The sequence below is a fragment of the Myxococcales bacterium genome (assembly GCA_016699535.1).
Taxonomy (GTDB): Bacteria; Myxococcota_A; Polyangia; order Polyangiales.
Map to the genome: position 1 here is coordinate 2,754,341 of CP064980.1, position 19,273 is coordinate 2,773,613.

Genomic DNA, 19,273 nt, shown 5'->3' on the forward strand with positions numbered 1-19,273 from the left:
GGACTACCGTGGCAGACAGGTCTGTGGGTGTCGGCTCACAGGATGCATTGTTAAGTTCTGGTGATATTTTTGAAGTACGCGTTTACGGCGAAAAAGAACTATCGGGCGAGTACCGCGTTGGACCGGATGGAACAATTGATTTCCCTTTTGTCGGTCATATTCAGGTTGCTGGATTTGCGCCATCGCAAATATCTGAAAGCATTGCCGCTAAACTGCGCGAAGGCGACTACTTGAAATCTCCTCAAGTTTCGGTCTTCGTTAAAGAATACACATCCAAACGTATAAGCGTCATGGGCGCGGTGAATAAAGATGGGACATTCCCCATCACCTCGGGCACAACCGTTGTTCAAGCCATCAGCTTAGCGGGCGGGTTTACTCCTTTGGCAAGCCGAAACGACGTCGTAGTAACGCGGCAAAGTGGCGGTGTACTTAAACGCTATAAAGTCGAAGTCGAATCCATCACCGAAGGCACTGAAGAAGATTTTCCGCTGCAAGCAGGTGATATCATTTACGTGCCCGAACGTGTTTTCTAAGAACAAGGAGCCATGCGTTGTCTTTTGAAGTGCGCAGCGACCAACCTAGCCCTCACTCCTTGGCGCACCGCCTTGCGCGCTTGTGCTGGTCCATTATTAACCAAACGGCATTTCGTCTTATTCCTAAGCCGTTTCATGGCTTGCGTCGAGCATTGCTTTGTTTATTCGGAGCAAAAATTGCCAAAGGAGCGTACGTTCACAGTAGCGTGATCGTGTGGGCTCCATGGAATCTGCACATGGCCAAAGGCAGCTGTTTGGGGCCTCGGGTCAATTGCTACAACGTTGACACGATCATACTCGATGAGTACGTGACCGTCTCACAAGGCGCTCATCTTTGCGCGGCTAGTCACGATTTCACGATACCCGAGTTTCCTCTCATCACGGCGCCTATTCATTTATGCAAGGGGGTTTGGATTGCAACAGAAGCCTTCATTGCCATGGGGATCACTGTTGGCGAAAATGCGGTAATAGGTGCACGTTCGGTGGTGATTCACGACATGCCACCAGGCATGGTCTGCGCTGGGCATCCATGCAAGCCTATTAAAGAACGACTGGCAAAGCTGAAGGCACGGTAGCACTATGCTATTGTTGAGCAACGCATGACTCATGGTTTTCGCAAAGCAAAAGTCGCCATCGTCTCTTCGGTTGGAGGGCATCTCACCGACGTGTTAAGTGTACTTCCCGCCTTTTCGGACGTGGAGCGCCTATGGATACTTCAAGACGAGTCACCCCTGCTTCCAGATAGCGAACGTGCTTTTGTCGTGGCCCATGCAGAACGAGATTTACGTGTTTTGTATAATTTTTTTGAATTCTTAGTCCTCTTTTCTCGGGAAAAACCGGACGTGGTTGTTTCACCAGGAGCGGGAATTGCGGTTCCAGCCGCTGTCATTGCAAGGCTGTTCGGAATTCCAGTTATCTATTTGGAGTGTTCGTGCTCGGTAGTGCAACTCAGCCTCACCGGAAGAATTATGCGATTTTTGACCTCGCGTTTTTTTGTGCAATGGCGCGGATTGGCTAGCAAGACCAAAGGGGCGCGGTACATTGGGGGCGTGTTTTGATTGTCGTCGTAACCGGTACGGGGCCTGCTTTTGATCGTCTTGCCGATGAGATAGCGCGGCTTAGCGCTTCGGATGAAAGCTTTTGGATGCAATTTGGGCAGGCAGAGCCTCGAGTGGGCGTAAACGGCGCAAAGTTTTTAGCCCGCGAGGAGCTCTTGATAAAAATGAAGCAAGCAGACGCGGTCATCAGTCATGGTGGCTGCGGATCCCTGCTTGATGCGATTTCGGCAGGGCACTGCCCTATTGTCGTGCCTCGCTTGGCTCGTTTTGGAGAAATCGTCAACGACCATCAGCTCGAGCTTGCTGAGCAACTCGTCGCAGAAGAAAAAGCATTGCTTGCCCGTGATATCGCTGAAGTCGAAAAACTCATCCCCATCGCGAAGAATAGAAAACTTAGCGACGAGCATATCTCCGAAGAAAAAGCGCTTGTGGCGGCACTGCGTAGCGAGATTCGCGAGGCCGCCAACCGCAGCTTTGCCAAGAAAAACCCTTTATTGTATCTTATGGGGTTTTTGCTTGCTTGGCTGCCGGTGCGTAGACACAAGGGATTGGGCAAATAGCCACACCGCTCTGGGGCCAGCCTAGCAACATAGCCCCAAAAACTGCCGACCTTCGCGTCAAAGAGAAAATGCTTGCGCAAAATTTGGCCAACACTGGCTTTAACTCTCTATACTTCACGTCCTTTTACCAACCCTGAAAGAAGGATACCCCTATGATTCGATCGTTTTTGCTGTCCATGTCGTGCTCGGCCTTCGCTCTACCTACTTTTTCATGCAGTAGCGACGATAGCAGCTCGAGCGGCGGCGAACTAATCGACAATCCTGCTGCCGCACAATCCGCGACTCAAGCAGTTGAGGATCTCAACGCCTTTCAAGCACTCAGCACCAACGAGCAAGATTCGGCGGCAATCGGTCAGGTTTACGGCTTGTTCGGGAACTATCAAAGTATGCTCAACGCAAAACTTGCGACGCAGAACAGTGCAGCGGCTCTTAGCACATCCGCCATTGACCTTTCAGAAATCGAAGCATTTTTTGCCAAAGGCGATTTTCCAGATTGCGTCACCAATGCATCTGGAACGGTAACCTACAATGACTGTTCCGTGAACGGCATCTACACCATCGATGGCACCCTCGAAGTCAGTGCGACAGGCTTTACAAGTAACCTTACCATCAGCTCAGACCTTGGCGGCTCAAGCACCTCAATCACAATGACCGGGTCGCTGACGTTGTCTGATACGGAAATCAGTGGTTCGGTAAATCAGACCGTAGCTATTAACGCGGGCGGCAATACCCTTGATTACACCATAAACGCTGATTACGACATCACGCTAAGCGATGGATGTGCAACGGCTGGTACCCTAAAGGTTGATGGAAATTGGTCTACGGGCACCTCCGGAGGTGACTATGACCTCAACATTACAGCAACCTTTGGTCCAACCTGCGGCGACGTAGTACTAAGCTAGGTCTTATTTACGAATCACCTAAACCTGAAGAGGCCTCCGCTTCGGCGGGGGCTTTTTTTTAGCGCAGCTCAAAATCTTTGCAGAACACAATCTTCACTTCACTGCTCTGGTAGTATTCAGCAAGGTGTTCTTGCACCGGATAGTCGTGAGCGCATCGCCCCTTGCCCTCATCAAAATGAAGGCAATCTTCGCAAGTGAAGCGTAGACTAAATTGGCGTCTTTCGGGCTGAAAACTGCCATTTTGGTCAATTTTCACTGCTATTCAATGCCAAACTTGTCAATTCGGCGTTGGTGCCGACCACCCTCAAAAGGCTGCTCGATAAAGCGATCAAAGATAGCTTCGGCAAGACCTTGGCCGATGACACGTTCTCCCAAACAAAGCACGTTTGCGTTGTTGTGGGCACGCGCCATCTGTGCGGCATAGCTGTTATAGCAAAGGGCAGCACGGATCTTTGAATGTCGATTTGCAACCATCGACATGCCAATACCCGTGCCGCAAACAAGGACGCCGAGGGCACCTTCCTGCGTCGCTACTTGCTCGCAAAGCAGGTGGGCAAAGTCGGGGTAATCGACCGAAGCAGTGCTTTGGGGACCGAGATCTATTAACTCGAGTGCGCTGTTTTCCTTTGCATACTCAAGCAAGCTTTGCTTAAGCGCAAAGCCAGCGTGATCGGATGCAATGAAAACCTTCATGATTGGTATTGTTTGAGTACCAGGGTTGCGTTCGTTCCACCAAAACCAAAGGAGTTGGTCAGGGCAATCTTGACCTCTCGTTTACGGGCTTCATGCGGAACAAAATCAACACCGGCGCATTCTGGCTCAATCGCATCGAGATTAATGGTTGGCGGAACTGCACCGTCGCGAATACTTAGTGCACTGATGACTGTTTCAAGGCCACCAGCCGCTCCCAACAGATGCCCTGTCATGGACTTGGTGCTTGAGACCCACAGGCCATTGCTTACGTGATCGCCAAAGACAGCTTTGATCGCTTTGGTCTCGTTCACATCGCCTACGCCGGTCGATGTTCCGTGCGCGTTGATATAGTCAACGTCCGTGGGGTTGAGCTTGGCATCGGCAATCGCTTCACGCATGGAACGTTGAGCGCCCTCGCCTTCTGGGGCGGGTTGAGTCAGATGATAGGCGTCTGCAGTCGCGCCGTAGCCAATGACTTCGGCAATGATGTTGGCGCCACGTTTTTTTGCGTACTCGAGTTCTTCTAAAATCACGATGCCGGCCCCTTCGGCAATGACAAAGCCGTCGCGATCCTTGTCAAAGGGACGACTGGCTTTTTCCGGGGCATCGTTTCGTGTCGAGAGTGCTTTCATCGCCGTAAAGCCAGCAACGCCCAGCGCAGTGGCGCTTGCTTCGGCCCCGCCAGCTACAGCGGCTAGCATGTGTCCACGCTGAATCCAGCGAAGCGCTTCGCCGATGGCGTGGGCACCCGAGGAGCAGGCGCTCGTGGTGGTGTAACTCGGGCCTTTGAAACCAAAGCGCATCGAGACCTGCCCGGGGGCCAGGTTTGTAATGCTTGAAGGAATAAAGTAAGGGGAAACCTTCTTGGGTCCTCGATCAAAGAGCGTCTTGCAAGACGCTTCGATCAACTCTAGGCCACACATTCCAACACCGATAAGGGTGCCGACATGTTCTTTTTCTGCATCGCTCGGATCAAAGCCTGCGGCCTTAACAGCCATGTCGCTTGCAGCGACGGCCATGTGAATAAAGCGAGCCATCTCCCGCAGGCGGCGTTTTTCAATCCAGTTTTCCGGATTAAAATCGCTGCATTCGCCTGCTATTTTCGACGGATGTTCGCTGGCATCAAAAAGGGTAATCGGGCCGATACCACTTTTGCCAGCAAGCAAAGCTTGCCAGGTGGCTTCTGCATCGCTAGCGCATGGGCTAACGGCACCTACTCCAGTGATAACGACCCTTTTAGTCACAATAACTTACCCTTGATAGATCTAGTTTTTTACGTGTCCGGTGATGTAACTGACAGCATCGCCAACGGTGCGAATTTTCTCGGTGTCTTCATCGGGGATATCAATTTCAAATTGCTCTTCAAACGCGAGCACGAGCTCGACGATGGCAAGCGAATCTGCGCCCAAATCATCGATGAACGATGCTTCATCCTTAATTTGCGCACCATCGACATCCAATTGCTGAGAAATAATCTCTTTTACCTTTTCTGCAACTTCACTCATTTGGCTTCCTCCATGCTGTTGCCCTATCTACAGACTCACGCGACGTAATCGCCGGCAGGCCTACACGTACATCCCTCCATTGACACGAAGCACTTGCCCCGTCACATAGCCAGCTTCTTCGCTCGCTAAATACACCACCGCTGCTGCAACTTCTTGCGCACTGCCTACGCGCCCGACGGGCGTTTGAGCAATGGCCGCTGTAAGCGCAGCTTCTGGGAGTGTGGAAGTCATGTCGGTGTCAATGAACCCTGGAGCAACAGCATTGACCGTTACCCCGCGCGATGCGTACTCCCTGGCCAGTGTTTTCGTCAAGCCAATAAGCGCAGCTTTTGATGCACTGTAGACGGCCTGTCCTGGATTTCCCGACTCGCCGACCACGCTTGAGATATTAATGATGCGGCCGTATTTCTTGCGCATCATCACGCGCATGGCGGATTTTGAACACAGAATGGCACCTGCAACGTTGGTTTCAAAGGTGCGCGCGATTTCTTCGGCTTTGACGCGCAGCAGCAAATTATCAAGCGCGATACCTGCGTTGTTAACCAAGATATCCAGACGGCCGTGCTTTTTAACGAGCTCGGAAATTGCGGCATCGCTTGCATCCGCGTCTGCAACATCAAAGCGAACGATCGTGGCACTCCCACCAACAGCTTCGATGGCCTCAGCGCTTTTACGAGCAGCCTCCTCGTTGCTTTGATAATTGATGACAACCGTGGCTCCGGACTGGGCAAGCGCAACACAAACGGCGCGACCAATCCCACGGGAGCCCCCCGTGACGAGCGCAACGCGTTCTTTGAGATCAAACATCAGGGCGACCTATGCTTGTTCACTGGGTACGGCTACAATTTCGCGACCCTTGTAGTGCCCACATGAGCCACATGCACGATGTGGTAACGTGACGTCACCGCAATTGGGGCATGGAATCAAGTTGGGAGCACTGACACGATCATGATTTGCGCGCCGTGAATCTCGTTTTGCACGTGTTGTACGTCTCTTTGGAACTGCCACCGTCTTACTCCTTCGAAGGCTCTGCCTTCGCGCTGAACTCTAATAAGGGCGCTAGCCGTGGGTCAATGCCCTGCTTTTGCCTGTTTTCGTCGTTAAAATCGGCTGGGGGCCGAATATGTTCGGGAATCGCTATGCCCTGGCAATCTTCCTTACAGAGGGGTTGTAGTGGGGCTTCTAACAGAATTTGGTCCCGAATGTAATCATCTAACTCAATCTCATCGCCAGAAAAGAACTCCCGCTCCAGTTCTTCAGGGGTAAGGTCCTTTTCGCCCGAATCTGGCCGAAATTCAGGGCCTTTTGCCGTGTAGAGCGCACTAAACTCGGTATCGAGCAAGATATGCGCATCCTCTAGACAGCGAAAACACTCCGCCACCAACGGAACTTGGATATTTCCGCGAAGATACACGTCTTTTCCGGTAAGTTGCGCTGAACAGCGCACCTCGCCCTCGGCAGTCTCTGGATCCGGACGCAGAATCTCATCATCGAGATTGGCACTAAGCCAGGCCCGAGAGAGCGGAAAAACGTAATCTTTCCCGTGCTCTTCGAGATGCTTCACATTGATGCGCATAGCAGCCATAACGGGCAGCGGTTTGACCGCAAAAGCGCCTAAAGTCAAGTGGGGGTGGCTGGGCAGGTAATGTGGCTGGCTAATTTTGGGATTGGTTAAGTCTTTAGCTTTAACTGTTTGGACCGCTGCGTAGCAGCGCTCCAAAGAGGGGATTCACGCGAATCCCCTCCCGAGCGCGCTATGCGCGTCGGCTCCCTCCCCAGCGGGCTCGCGCTGCTCGCGGGGTGACTGGGGAGGTAATTTTGGAATTGCTTAAGTTTTTGGCTTTGACTGTTTGGACCGCTGCGTAGCAGCGCTCCAAAGAGGGGATTCACGCGAATCCCCTCCCGAGCGCGCTATGCGCCTTGGCTCCCTCCCCAGCGGGGCTCGCTTTGCTCGCGGGGTGGTGGGTGAGGTTGTTTTGAAATTGGTGGCTTGCGAAGCGGTAGCGCAGCGGTTAGAAGGCGGCAGGATGAGCACGCTTCAGGCTGTAAAGGGAATGAATGACATTCTTCCCAGCGAAATCGCTAAATGGCAGCGTTTCGAGACGACGTTTCGAGACATTGCAGCGCGCTATGCGTTTTCCGAGATTCGGACGCCCATCGTTGAACCGACCGAGCTTTTTGCTCGGTCCATCGGCCAGGGCACCGATATTGTGCAAAAAGAAATGTACACCTTCGTGGACAAGGGCGAAAAATCCCTGACTTTGAGGCCTGAAGGTACAGCATCCACGGCTCGAGCCTTCATGCAACATCGTCTGGGGGCGCAAAGTCCTGTTAACAAACTTTTTTATCTCGGGCCAATGTATCGCCGCGAGCGGCCAGCCAAAGGTCGTTATCGGCAGTTCTTTCAAGCCGGCGCAGAATGGATTGGCGATGATTCGGCTTATGCCGACGCCGAAACCGTCGCCTTTGCACACAGCCTGCTTGATGCGCTCGGAATCAAAGAACATCGCATTTTAATTAACTCGATTGGCAGCAATGAAACCCGAGCCAACTATCGCAAAGCGCTTTATGACTTTCTCGAGCCAAAGACCGCTCAACTTTCCGTCGACAGTCAGAGGCGTTTGGAACTCAACCCGCTGCGCATTCTTGATTCCAAGGATCCAAAAGACAAAGCGTTGATAGGCGATGCTCCATCAATCCTTGATTTTCTCGGCGCCGATGACCGCGAGCATTTCCAGCAAGTGCAAGAAGCATTAACGCAACTTGGCATTGCTTTTGAAATCGAGACGCGGCTGGTGCGTGGTCTTGATTACTACAACCGCAGCCTGTTTGAGATACATGCCACCGCTGCGGACTTGGGTTCGCAAAGCGCTGTTTTGGGCGGCGGACGCTACGATGGCCTGCTTGAGACCTTGGGCGGCAAGGCTGCTCCAGCCACTGGCTTTGCAACCGGTATCGAACGCATGCTTTTAGCCATGCCCAACGCTGAGACCGCGCCGCAAATTGATGTAGCAGTGCTCGTTGCCGAAGCCTCATTGCGCGGGGATGCGCTTTTACTTACGGAACGACTCAGGCGCGCGGGCATGCGTGTTGATGCGGACTGGCGTGGGCTATCGCTCAAAAGCCAGTTGCGGCGAAGCGACAAACTCGGCGCTCCTTTTGCGGTCATTTTGGGTCAACGCGAGAAAGAAAACGGCGTTGTGCAGCTAAAGAGTCTCAAGAAGCATGAGCAAAAAGATGTAGGCATCGAGGGGCTCATTCCCTATCTGCAAAGCGAGCTGGAGTCACTATGAAATTAGCCATGACTCCTTTGTTTGTCCTTGCGCTCGCCGCGTTTCCTTCACAACTTTTCGCCCAAGACAGCGAGCCAAGCCAAGGCACCCAGGAGGAAAACTCCGATGAGCAGTTGCTGCCAGCATCCAAAGCGGTTTCCTGGCGGCCTTCTGAAGAAAAGAAGACCGAACAGGATTCCAGCTTCACGCTTCCCCCCGTTGAGTTAGCCAAGCGCAACAAAACCCGAACGCTGAGCGTGTTCCCTTTTTACTTTTCCAAACGCGGCCCCGGCTACTCCGAGTTGCTTGCCGGACCCTATTATAATCGTCGCAGCAAAGATCTAAACGCTGACGTTGCCTTTCCGTTCTACTGGTCCTTTCGCGGCAAAAAGAACAGCACGCTTGTCATTCCGCCCTTTCATTACCGCGGAGGCACTGGCTTTGATGTTGGGCTAAGCCCCCTGTTTTACCATGGCCAAGAAAAAGACAGGCACTACACCGTAATTCCGCCTTTGCTTAGTTTTGCATGGCGTGATCAAGACGACGCGTATACCTTTTCGACTCTTTTTTGGCGCGTTCGCCATCGCGACGACATCGACTGGGGCATCTTTCCTCTGCTTTGGATTAACAGTAACCCGCTATCGGAACGGATTTTACTGCCGCCGCTTTTCTTCCGCTTCGTCGACCGCGAGGAGCGCGATGCGCTCACAGTCGTCCCACCTTTTTATCATCATGTTTCACTCACAGGTGCCAAGTGGGGGCTTGCACCCCTTTTGTTTCATAGCCACGACAACAAGCACCAGAGCCTAACCCTTGCGCCGCTATTCCATTATTACCGCGGGAAGCAAAACTTTCGTCTGCTGACTCCCGTGGCCGGATACCTGGAGGATAAGGACAGCAGCTCGCTCTATGCCCTGCTCTATTTCAGGCATCGCGGGCGCACCGAATTGGATGCCTTTGCCCCATTCGTTTGGTCTTGGCGTAACCCTAGGCTCTACGAATCAGCCTTCGTCTTAGCACCGTTTTTGTGGCAGTTTAGCGACCCGTCTTCCTCAAGCTTTGTTCTAGCGCCCTTCTTTGGACGCTGGAAAACTCGCAACGTTTCAAGCACTTGGGTTACGCCGCTTGCTGCACACTGGGGCTCGGAGCGAAAAGACGCCGCCTTTACTTGGATTGCTCCTACTCTTCAATTTTCGCACGATCCCAACAGCAGAACCTTCAACCTTCATCCGATTATCTACTCCACCGAAGCTCGAACGCATCGACATCTGGTGGTCGCACCGCTGTATTGGGATTTCGAAGATTACGAAGAAGATTATCGAACATCGATTCTCTTTCCCCTCTTTTGGCGCTTTCGTAATCGCTCGACGGTGCACCAAGTGGCAGGACTCACTTACTACAACGAAGGACGCAAACACGGGAAGCGTTACTACCAGTTTCATCTGATCCCCTTTTTCGCCTATGGCTCACCTCGTCCAGGCGATCATTGGTGGACCGTGCTCTACGGTCTGGCAGGCTACGAGCGACAGGGCCGCTACGCACGCGCCCAAGCGCTATGGCTCATGAATTTTCAAACCGACTCGCCTGAAAATTAAAAGAGATTGCTTAGCGCTCGAAGAAAACGGGCGAAAGCCACGCCATTTCACCGTCGTTTTGCTCAATCCGTGCATACAAAAAGCGGCTGTGTTGATCGTTAAATTCCCACTCGACATGAAGCTCCGATTCTGCGGGCTCCTCGTACGGAATGCGATGAATCTCGCCTTGATCCGCCATAAACACAATGTTCTGGACAGGGGCTGTGGCTCGAATATCGAGCGTGACCATCATGGCTTTGTTGTGCTTGATGACACTTCCCATGGGCGCGCCGTCAACGCGAAAGTCCACAATGATTTTATCGCCGCTCGTGGCATAGCAACGACGTTCTTTGATGGCTGAAAGGATAGCTTCTCTGCTTTTCTCCCTGGCTTGCACAACTGTAAGCCCTGTTCGGAAAGGATCACGTTTTCGCGCCATACCGTGATGCCATAAAAGACCATGACTGTCTGAGCACGCAATGAAACCAAAACGAAGCCCTTGCTGCAAAGCGTTCAGTACCATTTGTTCTTTGTGCTCGCCGCGTTGACCAAGGGGATGATCCGCATACTCGTAGCAGCCGTGGCAGGAGCAAATCTCCCATACGGGCTGCTTGCGTTCGTCGTGCGCCTCCAAGTCTGCGCCCGTCCAGCCCACGTGATGCGGCACCGCAAAACCACCTGCGCTATAAACAGCATCAAGCAACTCTTTCCCGGTAGAAATCACGTCGCGGGATACAATCTCGCCGCCTTCCGACGAAAGATAAACGACTTTGTGTCCGGGACCAGGATAGGCTTTTGCTGTCCACTCGTAAGCATACAGCGTCACAAACTCACCGTCTTGATGATGACTCTCGGTGGTCTTGCACAGATAACGCCATTCGCCTGGCCCAATTCGCTTACCAAGGAAGGACTCGTGATCAGTGAGTGCACAGAAATCATCGCCATACTGGTAGCGCGCTCGCAAATAAGGCTCATCGGCGCCGCCAACGCCATCGGAATGAGCGCTGTGCTGATGAATGTCGCCAAACAGCGTCATCCGTTTTTCCTTGCTCAGACGCTCGGAGATGCTCTTTGCATGACGATGAATGGGCGATGGTGCCGTCAGCTCTTTTTCAGCAACGCAAGGCATAAGGAACTTTTGAGCATTGCCCAAAACCGGAAAGTCGTGTTTCGCAATTTCAATTCCCGCTCGCTCACGTCGTGCACTCAGAATGTGCGTTCCGGAGGCAACGGCAGCCACGCGACGACCGCGGCAGCCCCAGGTTGATTCAGCCCCCATCGGCACGCGGCGCGTCCAGCCTTGTTCACCAAGGCTCTGCCACCAAAAACAGTGCGAGCCGCGCCCAAACAGAGCCAAGCTGCCTTGCTCGCCGAGCACGAGACTTGGAAACTCAAAGCCCTGCTCTTCACCCTCGGCATCGCGATTAAGATCAGGCATGGGCGCTTTGGGCTCAAAGACCTGCCCTTGAAGGTTTACGAAGCGAAGCTCGATCCACTTGCTCACATCGACGCATTGCCGATCGCTTCGCCAGTTGTGATGAAAAGCAATCCAAGCGCCATCTTCGACCGCATACACCGCCGGAGCCAGCGCGATTGCTGGCTTTGACCAAAGCACGGCCTTTCCCTCCCCGCCGTATTGAGCCCATACGGTTGAAATCCCATCGCGGTGCTCCGTATGAACAGACCAGTTTTTATGCCGGGCAAGGCGTTCTTCTAAAGGGCTTTGTGCGATTTTGATAGCTGAAGCCGATGCATCCCAGCCCAAAATCGCATCCTGCTCTAGCACCAACTCTTCGTTACCTAAAAGCTCGCCTTGCTCGTTTGCTTCAAAGCGAAGCAGCGACTCATGCTTAGGTGTCCAAGCTATCGCGTACAACCAAAGCCGCCCCTCCGACCGATGCCATCTAGGATTGCGCAAATACCGGTCCGATTGTTGGGCAAGCAAAGTCATAAGCTGTGCTCAGAGCTTTTTCCTTTTAAGTTCATTAAGCAAACGCTCTATTCATCGTCACAATTGCCGTAGCCAAGCGCGCAAAGCTGTTTTCGGGTTTCATCGTCGATTTGAGTCGATTCTTGTTTAAGCTCTTTGCTGCCGCCTTGCTTAGCCGAAATCCAAGCTTGTCTGTCCCGGGCTCCCAGGAACTGTCCTAAAAGCGTACGACAATAGCGCCAGGCAATCGGTCGTTGTTTGCTTGAGAGCTCATGCTGCTCTGCCGGGTCAGTTTTCAAATCAAAGAGAGAGGCATCGCCGCGACCGCCTCGCTGAATAAGTTTCCAGCGTCCGGCAGTGATCACACGGCGATTATCAAGGAAGTCACTAAAGGCAACCGAAGGCCTCGCTGGCTCGAGCTGATTCATATAAGGCCACAAACTATGCCCTTCCATGGTGGGCGGTTCCTTGATGCCGCTTAGCTCAAGGAGCGTCGGTCCGATATCCAAGGTGCTTACAGTATGAGGAACCGCTATTTTCTTAGGCACAACACCAGGAAAGCGGAAACTAAGCGGCACATGAAGGAGCTCTTCATAAACCGAATGACCATGCCCGTATTTGCCATGATCGCCGAACTCTTCACCGTGATCCGCGGTAATTACAAACACCGTATCGTCGTACACGCCCCAAGCTTTGAGTTTTTCGATAAACTCTCCCAAATGATGGTCGTGATAACTTATTTCAGCATCATAGAGTGCTGCGAGTCTCGCTTTGTCACGTGACGAAAGCTCTATCTTTCCGCGTGAAGCGTCAACTTGGTTTTGTGAGGTATTCCTTGGGCTAATCGGGCCAGAGTAATCCTGTTTGTCGTAGAGCTGTAGAAACTCTCCGGGCGGATCATATGGCACGTGAGGATCAATGGTTTGAATGAAGGCGAAAAACTGATTGTCTTTGTTCTTTTCAATCCATTTTGATGCTTCAGTAAAAACATGCTCCGCATCCGAAATCTTCTTTTCACGAATATAGTTGGTGTAGTAGTCCCAACCCTGCTTGAAACCAAAACGGTCGGAGACATGGCCGTTTGCAATAAAGCTTCCGGTTCGATATCCGGCTTTGCGGTAAATCTCGCTAATGAGCAAGGCGCTCTCTGAAAGCTTGGACTCCATCTGCTTGGTGCGATGGCTCTCCGGATAAAGGGAGGTTAAAATCGATGCCACAGAAGGCTTGGTCCAGTTTTCAGGCGAATGGGCCTGCGTAAAAACAGCGCCTTGATCGCTCACCGTGTCAAGCACAGGAGTTTGGACGCGGCTGTTTTTATTGTAGGGCTTGAGCTTGTCGGCTCTCAAGGTATCAATAATCAACAACACGACGTTCTTCGCCGGCTTGATTTCCGGAAGGGCATCCTTTTGACTGACGAAAACAGCAGGGCTTGCCACGGCAATCTGACCGGCGCCCTTGTTCTTCATGTCGATACGCACGGTTTGACCCACGTATTCGTCCAAGGAAATCAAATGCTCGGTCCAATAGTCTTTCGTCTCGCCCGAAAACAGTGTTTTACTATTAAGGCCGTCGGCTTTTATAGTGACGCTCATTTGCGGCTTCTTTGATTCACTAAGCGCGCTCAATGCAAAACCAAGCTTGCCCTGCTCCGGAACCGTCACGTACCAAGTAAACTGGCTTGGTCCATCCAAGACCAAAGCATCTCGACGCTCTTTTTTGCGTTCAATTTTTTCAAAGAACGAGGTGAAACTTGGCACCTTCTGGGGCGTGGTCTCACTCTTTGGAAAGATCGCGAGGTAATCTACTGCAATCGAAACTTCTTCCCCGCCAACGTTCTTTGTGCCCCCAAGCCGCCACAACAAACTGTTTTCTCCAGGCTGAACATAAGCAGCATCAACGTCTATCGTGTATTCCGAAAACGCGTTGGCCTCTTTTAGTTGCAACGTCGAAAGGGCATGGCCGTTGATGTAGAGAGTAAGGTTGCGAGACCCTATGGCTTTGACGCGAAGCTTAAGAGACAGCGGTCCAACATGGTCCACCTGGAAAAAGCTGCGAGCCGTTGTCGATATAAGGTTTGTGTAGGTCGTCTGATTTTGGCTGAGGTCACGGCCCCAGCCGCTTCGCCAGTTGCCACCGGTGTATTTGGGGCGATTGGGCGTACCAAAATCAATGATCAACCCATCGCGATAGTGGATGTCAGCCAGATGAGCGTGCCCAAGCAAATCGTTTTGTTTCCGAAGGTCGCTAAATCGTGGGGTATCGCCAAGCTCTCCGAGAGCGGAAGCGGATCCCTCCGCTAGCTTGCTCCCTTTATTGCAGCCATAGGCAATTCCAAGGGCCATGACAAATACGATTGTGGCGATGCGGCGCCACTGGAATAAGTTAAAGAACAACTCTTTTTTCATAAATCCCGCCTTACCACGCGTCAGATCCAACGGTCAACGAAAGGTTCTTACACAAAAACCGAATGATTAGTCCCCCATTAAAGGAACTCTTATAAACTGAGTATAGCCAGGCTGGATTGCTACAAAACGGTAACTGGTTTCGTGATCCTTTCGGAAAGCCAGTTCATGCTGTCCAGCCGGAAGCGGCAACTCCGCGCGACTGTCCTTAGGCCGAAGGGATACTCGACGCCCGTTGATCCAGATCGCTGAGTTTTCGTCGCTACCAAGATCTTCAAGCACAAGCAAACCTTGGCCTTCTTTGACCACCGTTCCCAAAGCGTTGACGATTCCTTCTTGAACACGGCCGTAAAACTTTTCAGTTGCACTCTGATCTTCAACCCCTTGGTTTTCGGGCAGTGCGGAAGTTTCGGGAGTTTTCTTCGCGTTGCTTCCCTGTAGCGACGTGTTTTGTCTGGCAGCAGTGGCGGCTAGCACGGTCTCGTCATGCTGAACCATTTGCCAAACACGAAAACCGATAAAGCCCAAAGACACAAGAAACACCAAGCTCATGCCCCAAAGCCAATGATTGCTTCGGTTTTCTTTGGTGTCATCGTCGCTCAGCTTGGTGATATCAATAGCATCATCCTGGGCGTGACTACGCGGGGCGTGTGGCGACACGACCGGAGCCGTTGCTCTTGACGGGGAGTCTGGCCGCAAAGCCGCATCAAAATCGATGTGCAGCGAAGAGTCATACGAGGACGCAAATCCATCGGGAAGCTGGGGCAAATCGCCTTCTTCTGTGGTGGGCTGGGGGTGAAATTCATTCACCGGCGCAGCCACCCTTGGTTTTTCATTAACTGTTTTAGCCGGAAGGACATCCCGACGGCTTCGCTCATCTTCAAAAACAACATGCCCGGGCACTGACGAGCTATGGGCGGGAGGATAAGAAGAAATGCTTCTTTGGGTCTCTTCGACTAAAGACTGAAGGTCATCTTTGGTGCCTTGATCAGGCAATTGTTGAGCAGGCACGCCTTGTTCGATGAGCCAGTTTTGTTCCGAGGGACTTCGCGAATAGGATTGAGAGCTTGCTTCCATGTAGCTTGCGCCTGAAAGGCTATCGCTTATGATGCCACTCAAACTTCCGCCTATGGCTTCCGGCAACGATTCCCGTTGCTTGAGCGCCATCGCTACACGGTCTTCGCCCTCGGTACCGTAGGCACCTCGCAAGGCACCACGTCTGGCCATATCAACCAAAACAGCCTCTAGGGTCTGCGGCGCAACAGCTCCATTCAAGATGAGCTCGCGAGGTCCGCGGCCGGCGTAAAGTTCATTGACCACCCAACGCACGCGTTCTGGCGAAGTTCGTATAAAAGCGGACACGACTTCTTCGTTGAAACCAAGACTTGCAACGTGCATAAGCCCCGTTCCAGAAACGGCATCAATCAAAGCACCCAGAAAACGGGTTCCTCGGCGAAGTGAGTCCTCAAGGGCTTCGTCGAACACATGCCGAACAGGATCATCGGCTTCGGTAATAGTGAACCTGCCAGAAGTTGCACCGAGCAACTGTGGGAGCGCAGCTTCGCCTCGTGAAAACGAACCGTCTGTTGCCGTGCGAGTGAGGCTTGCAAAGCTTCCTTGGCGAATATCAACTTCAAATAAGTTCCAAGCATCGCGAAGAATAAGCCGTGCATTCGGGCGCACTGCGGCAATCGTTCTAAGCACTGGTACGATACCAATCCCTTCGAGTCTTCCCCGAACTTCGCCCCCGGCGTTAAGGCGCTCTTCAAGCCGTGCTCGTGGTTTGAGGACCTCGCGTACTTTTGCCAGAATCTGAGATGTTTTTGCTTCTTTTCGCAGATAAGCACTTGCGCCAGAGTTGAGTTCGCGCATGCGCTGCAAAAAATCATCTTTCCACGACAGCAGTATCACCGGAACGTCGGCCAAGCCAGGGTCGCGTTTGAGCTCACGACACAGCGCAAAGCCATCCATGACTGGCATTAAAATATCGCTTATCACCACATCCGGACGTTGCTCGCGGGCCAAGCGCAAAGCATCGAAACCATCACTTGCTTCCACAACTTTTGCGTTCTCTTCACGCAACAATCCTGCAAAAAACCAACGCACCGAAGGGTCGTCATCAACAATCAAGATACGACGGTTAGCAAGCGCAACATGGGAAGCCGCTTGCTCATCGGATGGATGCTGATCTTCCATGACGGCCACCATGGCTGGACCACCGCGCTCTGGCGCATCGCGAAAACGAATCTTGCCCTCGCTAGCCTTTACGACAGCTTCGCGCACCCGCGAAATGGCCGACCACGTTGCAGCGAGCACCTCGGAGCCATCGCCCAAATCGACCGCGCCATGTTTACCGTCTTGTTGCGAGTCCAATAAGCCTTTGCGAATCTCGCGAATCATGCGCTCGGCGATTTCGTCGGTGGTTACCGTTCCAAGCACATCAGTGCTTGCATGACCTTCGTCTGTGTCAGTAAGTTTTCGCAGCGCAGAAATTAAGTCTTTGGCCGGCACTGATTTAGCGAGTACAAGGTCAGCGCCCATTCGCGTAAAATACTCTTGTACCTCGCTATTTAACTGCTCTACGAAGACAAGCACTGGCACAAAGTCCGTCAGTGGATCACTGCGCAGCCTGCTGATAAGTGATTTGTCGTAGCCTTCCAGCATCTGAGCGCCGACGACCACAATATCTGGCGCAGTAGAACGGGCAAGGCGCAACGCTTCCTCATTATCTTGCGCGTGCAAAAGCTCGAAAGACTCCGCGGGCAGATTATCTTGAAGCTGATCTGCTGAGTTGTGGTTATCGACAAGCAGCACACTCAACACACCAAGAGATAGACGGGGATGCGATGATTTTTGTGCTGCACGCGGGCTCGATTTAGGCACGGGTACTGCTGTAAAGCTACCGCTCGCACGTTTCGGAGGCGACGTTGTTAGCAAACCACGAGAACGCTCAGTGTTTTTTTTATGCGTTGGCTCTTCTCTGCTTCCGCTATCATTTGCAAAACCAACCACAGTGGCAGGCGCTTGCTCTTGAGGTTGGGAAACCGATACGGAGTCGGGCGCCTGACTTTGCGAGCCCAAAGTTGGCAATGCAATAGCCAAGGTTTTCAAGACCTCAAGATCATCGCCGTTTACAGTTCGTTCGCTGCGAAGTACGCCCTCCACACGGTCCATCCCGACTTTCAACGCATCGACAAGGGTATCGTGTTGAAAGACTTGAGCGGATGCGTGCAACGCATGCAAGCGTCTTTTAAACTGCTCAAGTTCGTCGTGGCTGGCGCTCTGACTGCCCAGCTTAGCGATGCTTTGCCGCAACTCTTGCGACTTTCGAGGCAACGATGAGATGAAGCGACGTCGCGCAGCAGCTATCGGGCTATTTTGTCCAGACCAACTTGTCATGAGAATACACGGCACAAGTTATATCTTTTTTACAACCCACACCGATATCGGTTGTTTTTCGATACAACTTAGCTTGCTTATCTGCCATGAATGAGCCAAGAGTGCCAGCATATCTGCTATTTTGATATCGTTTTAGAGCGAAAAACTCTGAATGAACAACAGTTGGAAGCTCTGGCATGCGATTTATTGATGAAGTGGAAATTGAGGTACTCGGTGGGCACGGCGGAAATGGCTCAGCAGCCATGCGCCGGGAGAAGTACGTACCATTGGGGGGACCTGCGGGCGGCGACGGAGGAGCCGGCGGCGACGTTATTCTGCGCGCAGAAAGTCGCTTAAAAACCCTCTTAGACTTGCGTTTTCGGCGAATTTTCAAAGCAAAATCCGGTGGGCACGGCAAGGGCAAGGACATGCATGGTCGCGGCGGCGGAGATCTCTTTGTTGCTGTGCCTATCGGAACCCAAGTTTTCGACAAAGATTCTGGAAGGTTATTAATCGATCTTGATGAAGAAAATCAGACTTTTGTTGCTGCACACGGTGGCCGGGGTGGTCGCGGTAACCGGCACTTTGTCACTCCGACCGACCGAGCACCGCAAAGGTCCGAAGATGGCGAAGCTGGTGAGCACCGCTTTTTACGTCTCGAGCTCAAGCTTCTTGCGGATGTAGGCGTTGTTGGCTTTCCAAACGTAGGAAAAAGCACCTTTATTTCGGTTGTCTCTAGAGCCAAGGTCAAGATTGCGGACTACCCCTTTACGACTCTCGTGCCGAACCTCGGCGTGGTGAGCCTCGGGGAAGATCGCGAGTTCGTGCTTGCGGATATTCCCGGAATCATAGAGGGCGCCTCTGAGGGTGCCGGACTAGGGTTTCGCTTCTTGCGCCACGTCGAGCGTACGCGTGTCCTTATTCATATGTTATCGGTGGATCCCGGCGAAAACCGAGATCCTATCCGAGACTTTTCAATCTTGCTTAATGAGCTTGAAAAATTTTCAAAAAGAACTCGCACAGCGTCCGACCGTCGTAGTGCTCAATAAAATCGAGCTACCTGAAGTCGCTGCTAAACTCGAGGAAGTAAGGCAAGCTATCGAAAAAATGAACTATCCATTTTTCGCGATCTCGGCAGCTACCGGACAAGGGGTTGATGCGCTTCTCGACTACACCGAGAAATTGCAACGGGAAGAGCGAATGGACGCTCTTTCTGAATAGGCCTGCAGGCAGACCTATTCAGAAAGACGTTTAAATAAACTGCCATCGAATTGCAACGACGCAAAACATGCCAGAAGTGGCATGCTTTGCTATACTTAAGCGCCAAACCTGGCATGTTTTTGGTAAATTTACGCCAAAAAGACAGGTGGCGATATCAGCCTTGTCTGGAGACCCAATACGACTGCAGCTAAGTTAAGCGTCGATCGGAGTCGCTCTGTTTAAGCAGAGCGACTCCGATCGAGCGC

Annotated in this window: 17 protein-coding genes and 1 pseudogene; 8 read left to right on the forward strand and 10 right to left on the reverse strand. The window is 52.3% G+C overall.

The window, feature by feature from the left end; translation table 11 throughout:
• The first annotated feature begins 8 nt into the window (after window positions 1-8).
• The 5 genes from IPJ88_13035 (at window position 9) to IPJ88_13055 (ending at window position 3,053) form a co-directional block, all read left to right on the forward strand.
• Complete coding sequence (locus IPJ88_13035; protein QQR89130.1) at window positions 9-533, forward strand: polysaccharide export protein; 525 nt, start codon at window positions 9-11, stop codon at window positions 531-533.
• Window positions 534-550: 17 nt separating this feature from the next.
• Window positions 551-1,108, forward strand: coding sequence for a putative colanic acid biosynthesis acetyltransferase (locus IPJ88_13040; GenBank protein ID QQR89131.1), 558 nt, complete (start codon window positions 551-553; stop codon window positions 1,106-1,108).
• Between the two features lie 24 nt (window positions 1,109-1,132).
• Window positions 1,133-1,591, forward strand: coding sequence for a hypothetical protein (locus tag IPJ88_13045; GenBank protein QQR89132.1), 459 nt, complete (start codon window positions 1,133-1,135; stop codon window positions 1,589-1,591).
• An 86-nt stretch (window positions 1,592-1,677) separates the two neighbouring features.
• Window positions 1,678-2,151 carry a hypothetical protein gene (locus IPJ88_13050; GenBank protein QQR92039.1) on the forward strand — a complete coding sequence of 158 codons (474 nt, stop codon included), beginning with the start codon at window positions 1,678-1,680 and terminating at the stop codon, window positions 2,149-2,151.
• A 152-nt stretch (window positions 2,152-2,303) separates the two neighbouring features.
• Window positions 2,304-3,053 (forward strand): hypothetical protein, encoded by a 750-nt coding sequence (locus IPJ88_13055; protein ID QQR89133.1) that lies wholly within the window; start codon window positions 2,304-2,306, stop codon window positions 3,051-3,053.
• Between the two features lie 58 nt (window positions 3,054-3,111).
• Here IPJ88_13055 and IPJ88_13060 read toward each other — a convergent pair whose 3' ends face one another.
• From IPJ88_13060 to IPJ88_13090, 7 genes are read right to left on the reverse strand one after another with little or no spacing between them, the layout of a single operon-like run.
• A complete protein-coding gene (locus IPJ88_13060) occupies window positions 3,112-3,309 on the reverse strand; it encodes a hypothetical protein (GenBank protein QQR89134.1) in 198 nt (65 codons plus the stop codon).
• A gap of 2 nt (window positions 3,310-3,311) precedes the next feature.
• On the reverse strand, window positions 3,312-3,746 hold the full coding sequence (gene rpiB / locus IPJ88_13065; GenBank protein ID QQR89135.1) for a ribose 5-phosphate isomerase B: 435 nt from the start codon (window positions 3,744-3,746) through the stop codon (window positions 3,312-3,314).
• Window positions 3,743-4,990 (reverse strand): beta-ketoacyl-ACP synthase II, encoded by a 1,248-nt coding sequence (gene fabF, locus IPJ88_13070; protein ID QQR89136.1) that lies wholly within the window; start codon window positions 4,988-4,990, stop codon window positions 3,743-3,745. Before fabF ends, rpiB begins: the two co-directional genes overlap by 4 nt.
• 21 nt (window positions 4,991-5,011) lie before the next feature.
• Window positions 5,012-5,251, reverse strand: coding sequence for an acyl carrier protein (locus tag IPJ88_13075; protein ID QQR89137.1), 240 nt, complete (start codon window positions 5,249-5,251; stop codon window positions 5,012-5,014).
• A gap of 60 nt (window positions 5,252-5,311) precedes the next feature.
• Entirely contained in the window at window positions 5,312-6,058 is a 747-nt protein-coding gene (locus tag IPJ88_13080; protein ID QQR89138.1) for a 3-oxoacyl-ACP reductase FabG, read from the reverse strand.
• 9 nt (window positions 6,059-6,067) lie between these two features.
• Window positions 6,068-6,259: a 50S ribosomal protein L32 gene (gene rpmF, locus IPJ88_13085; GenBank protein QQR89139.1), complete on the reverse strand. Its 192-nt coding sequence runs from the start codon at window positions 6,257-6,259 to the stop codon at window positions 6,068-6,070.
• A 4-nt stretch (window positions 6,260-6,263) separates the two neighbouring features.
• Window positions 6,264-6,836, reverse strand: a complete 573-nt coding sequence (locus IPJ88_13090; GenBank protein QQR89140.1) for a DUF177 domain-containing protein — start codon at window positions 6,834-6,836, stop codon at window positions 6,264-6,266.
• 391 nt (window positions 6,837-7,227) lie between these two features.
• Between IPJ88_13090 and IPJ88_13095 the strand changes: the two genes are divergently transcribed.
• Together IPJ88_13095 and IPJ88_13100 are read left to right on the forward strand one after the other, a co-directional pair.
• A complete protein-coding gene (locus IPJ88_13095) occupies window positions 7,228-8,544 on the forward strand; it encodes a histidine--tRNA ligase (protein ID QQR89141.1) in 1,317 nt (438 codons plus the stop codon).
• Between the two features lie 8 nt (window positions 8,545-8,552).
• Window positions 8,553-10,118 carry a hypothetical protein gene (locus tag IPJ88_13100; protein QQR89142.1) on the forward strand — a complete coding sequence of 522 codons (1,566 nt, stop codon included), beginning with the start codon at window positions 8,553-8,555 and terminating at the stop codon, window positions 10,116-10,118.
• A gap of 10 nt (window positions 10,119-10,128) precedes the next feature.
• Here IPJ88_13100 and IPJ88_13105 read toward each other — a convergent pair whose 3' ends face one another.
• From IPJ88_13105 to IPJ88_13115, 3 genes are all read right to left on the reverse strand, one after another.
• Window positions 10,129-11,973, reverse strand: coding sequence for a CehA/McbA family metallohydrolase (locus tag IPJ88_13105; GenBank protein QQR89143.1), 1,845 nt, complete (start codon window positions 11,971-11,973; stop codon window positions 10,129-10,131).
• Window positions 11,974-12,095: 122 nt separating this feature from the next.
• Complete coding sequence (locus tag IPJ88_13110) at window positions 12,096-14,432, reverse strand: sulfatase (protein ID QQR89144.1); 2,337 nt, start codon at window positions 14,430-14,432, stop codon at window positions 12,096-12,098.
• 66 nt (window positions 14,433-14,498) lie between these two features.
• A complete protein-coding gene (locus IPJ88_13115; GenBank protein ID QQR89145.1) occupies window positions 14,499-17,828 on the reverse strand; it encodes a response regulator in 3,330 nt (1,109 codons plus the stop codon).
• A 176-nt stretch (window positions 17,829-18,004) separates the two neighbouring features.
• On the opposite strand from IPJ88_13115, the pseudogene obgE reads away from it, so the two are divergent.
• Window positions 18,005-19,028: pseudogene (gene obgE / locus IPJ88_13120) on the forward strand (GTPase ObgE).
• Window positions 19,029-19,273 lie beyond the last annotated feature (245 nt).

Excerpts from the sequence above, each read along its gene's own strand:
- IPJ88_13045 (QQR89132.1), top strand. The coding sequence starts at position 1,133 with ATGACTCATGGTTTTCGCAAAGCAAAAGTCGCCATCGTCTCTTCGGTT.
- IPJ88_13050 (QQR92039.1), top strand. The coding sequence starts at position 1,678 with ATGCAATTTGGGCAGGCAGAGCCTCGAGTGGGCGTAAACGGCGCAAAG.
- IPJ88_13055 (QQR89133.1), top strand. The coding sequence starts at position 2,304 with ATGATTCGATCGTTTTTGCTGTCCATGTCGTGCTCGGCCTTCGCTCTA.
- rpiB (QQR89135.1), bottom strand. The coding sequence starts at position 3,746 with ATGAAGGTTTTCATTGCATCCGATCACGCTGGCTTTGCGCTTAAGCAA.
- IPJ88_13075 (QQR89137.1), bottom strand. The coding sequence starts at position 5,251 with ATGAGTGAAGTTGCAGAAAAGGTAAAAGAGATTATTTCTCAGCAATTG.
- IPJ88_13080 (QQR89138.1), bottom strand. The coding sequence starts at position 6,058 with ATGTTTGATCTCAAAGAACGCGTTGCGCTCGTCACGGGGGGCTCCCGT.
- IPJ88_13090 (QQR89140.1), bottom strand. The coding sequence starts at position 6,836 with ATGGCTGCTATGCGCATCAATGTGAAGCATCTCGAAGAGCACGGGAAA.
- IPJ88_13100 (QQR89142.1), top strand. The coding sequence starts at position 8,553 with ATGACTCCTTTGTTTGTCCTTGCGCTCGCCGCGTTTCCTTCACAACTT.
- IPJ88_13110 (QQR89144.1), bottom strand. The coding sequence starts at position 14,432 with ATGAAAAAAGAGTTGTTCTTTAACTTATTCCAGTGGCGCCGCATCGCC.
- IPJ88_13115 (QQR89145.1), bottom strand. The coding sequence starts at position 17,828 with ATGACAAGTTGGTCTGGACAAAATAGCCCGATAGCTGCTGCGCGACGT.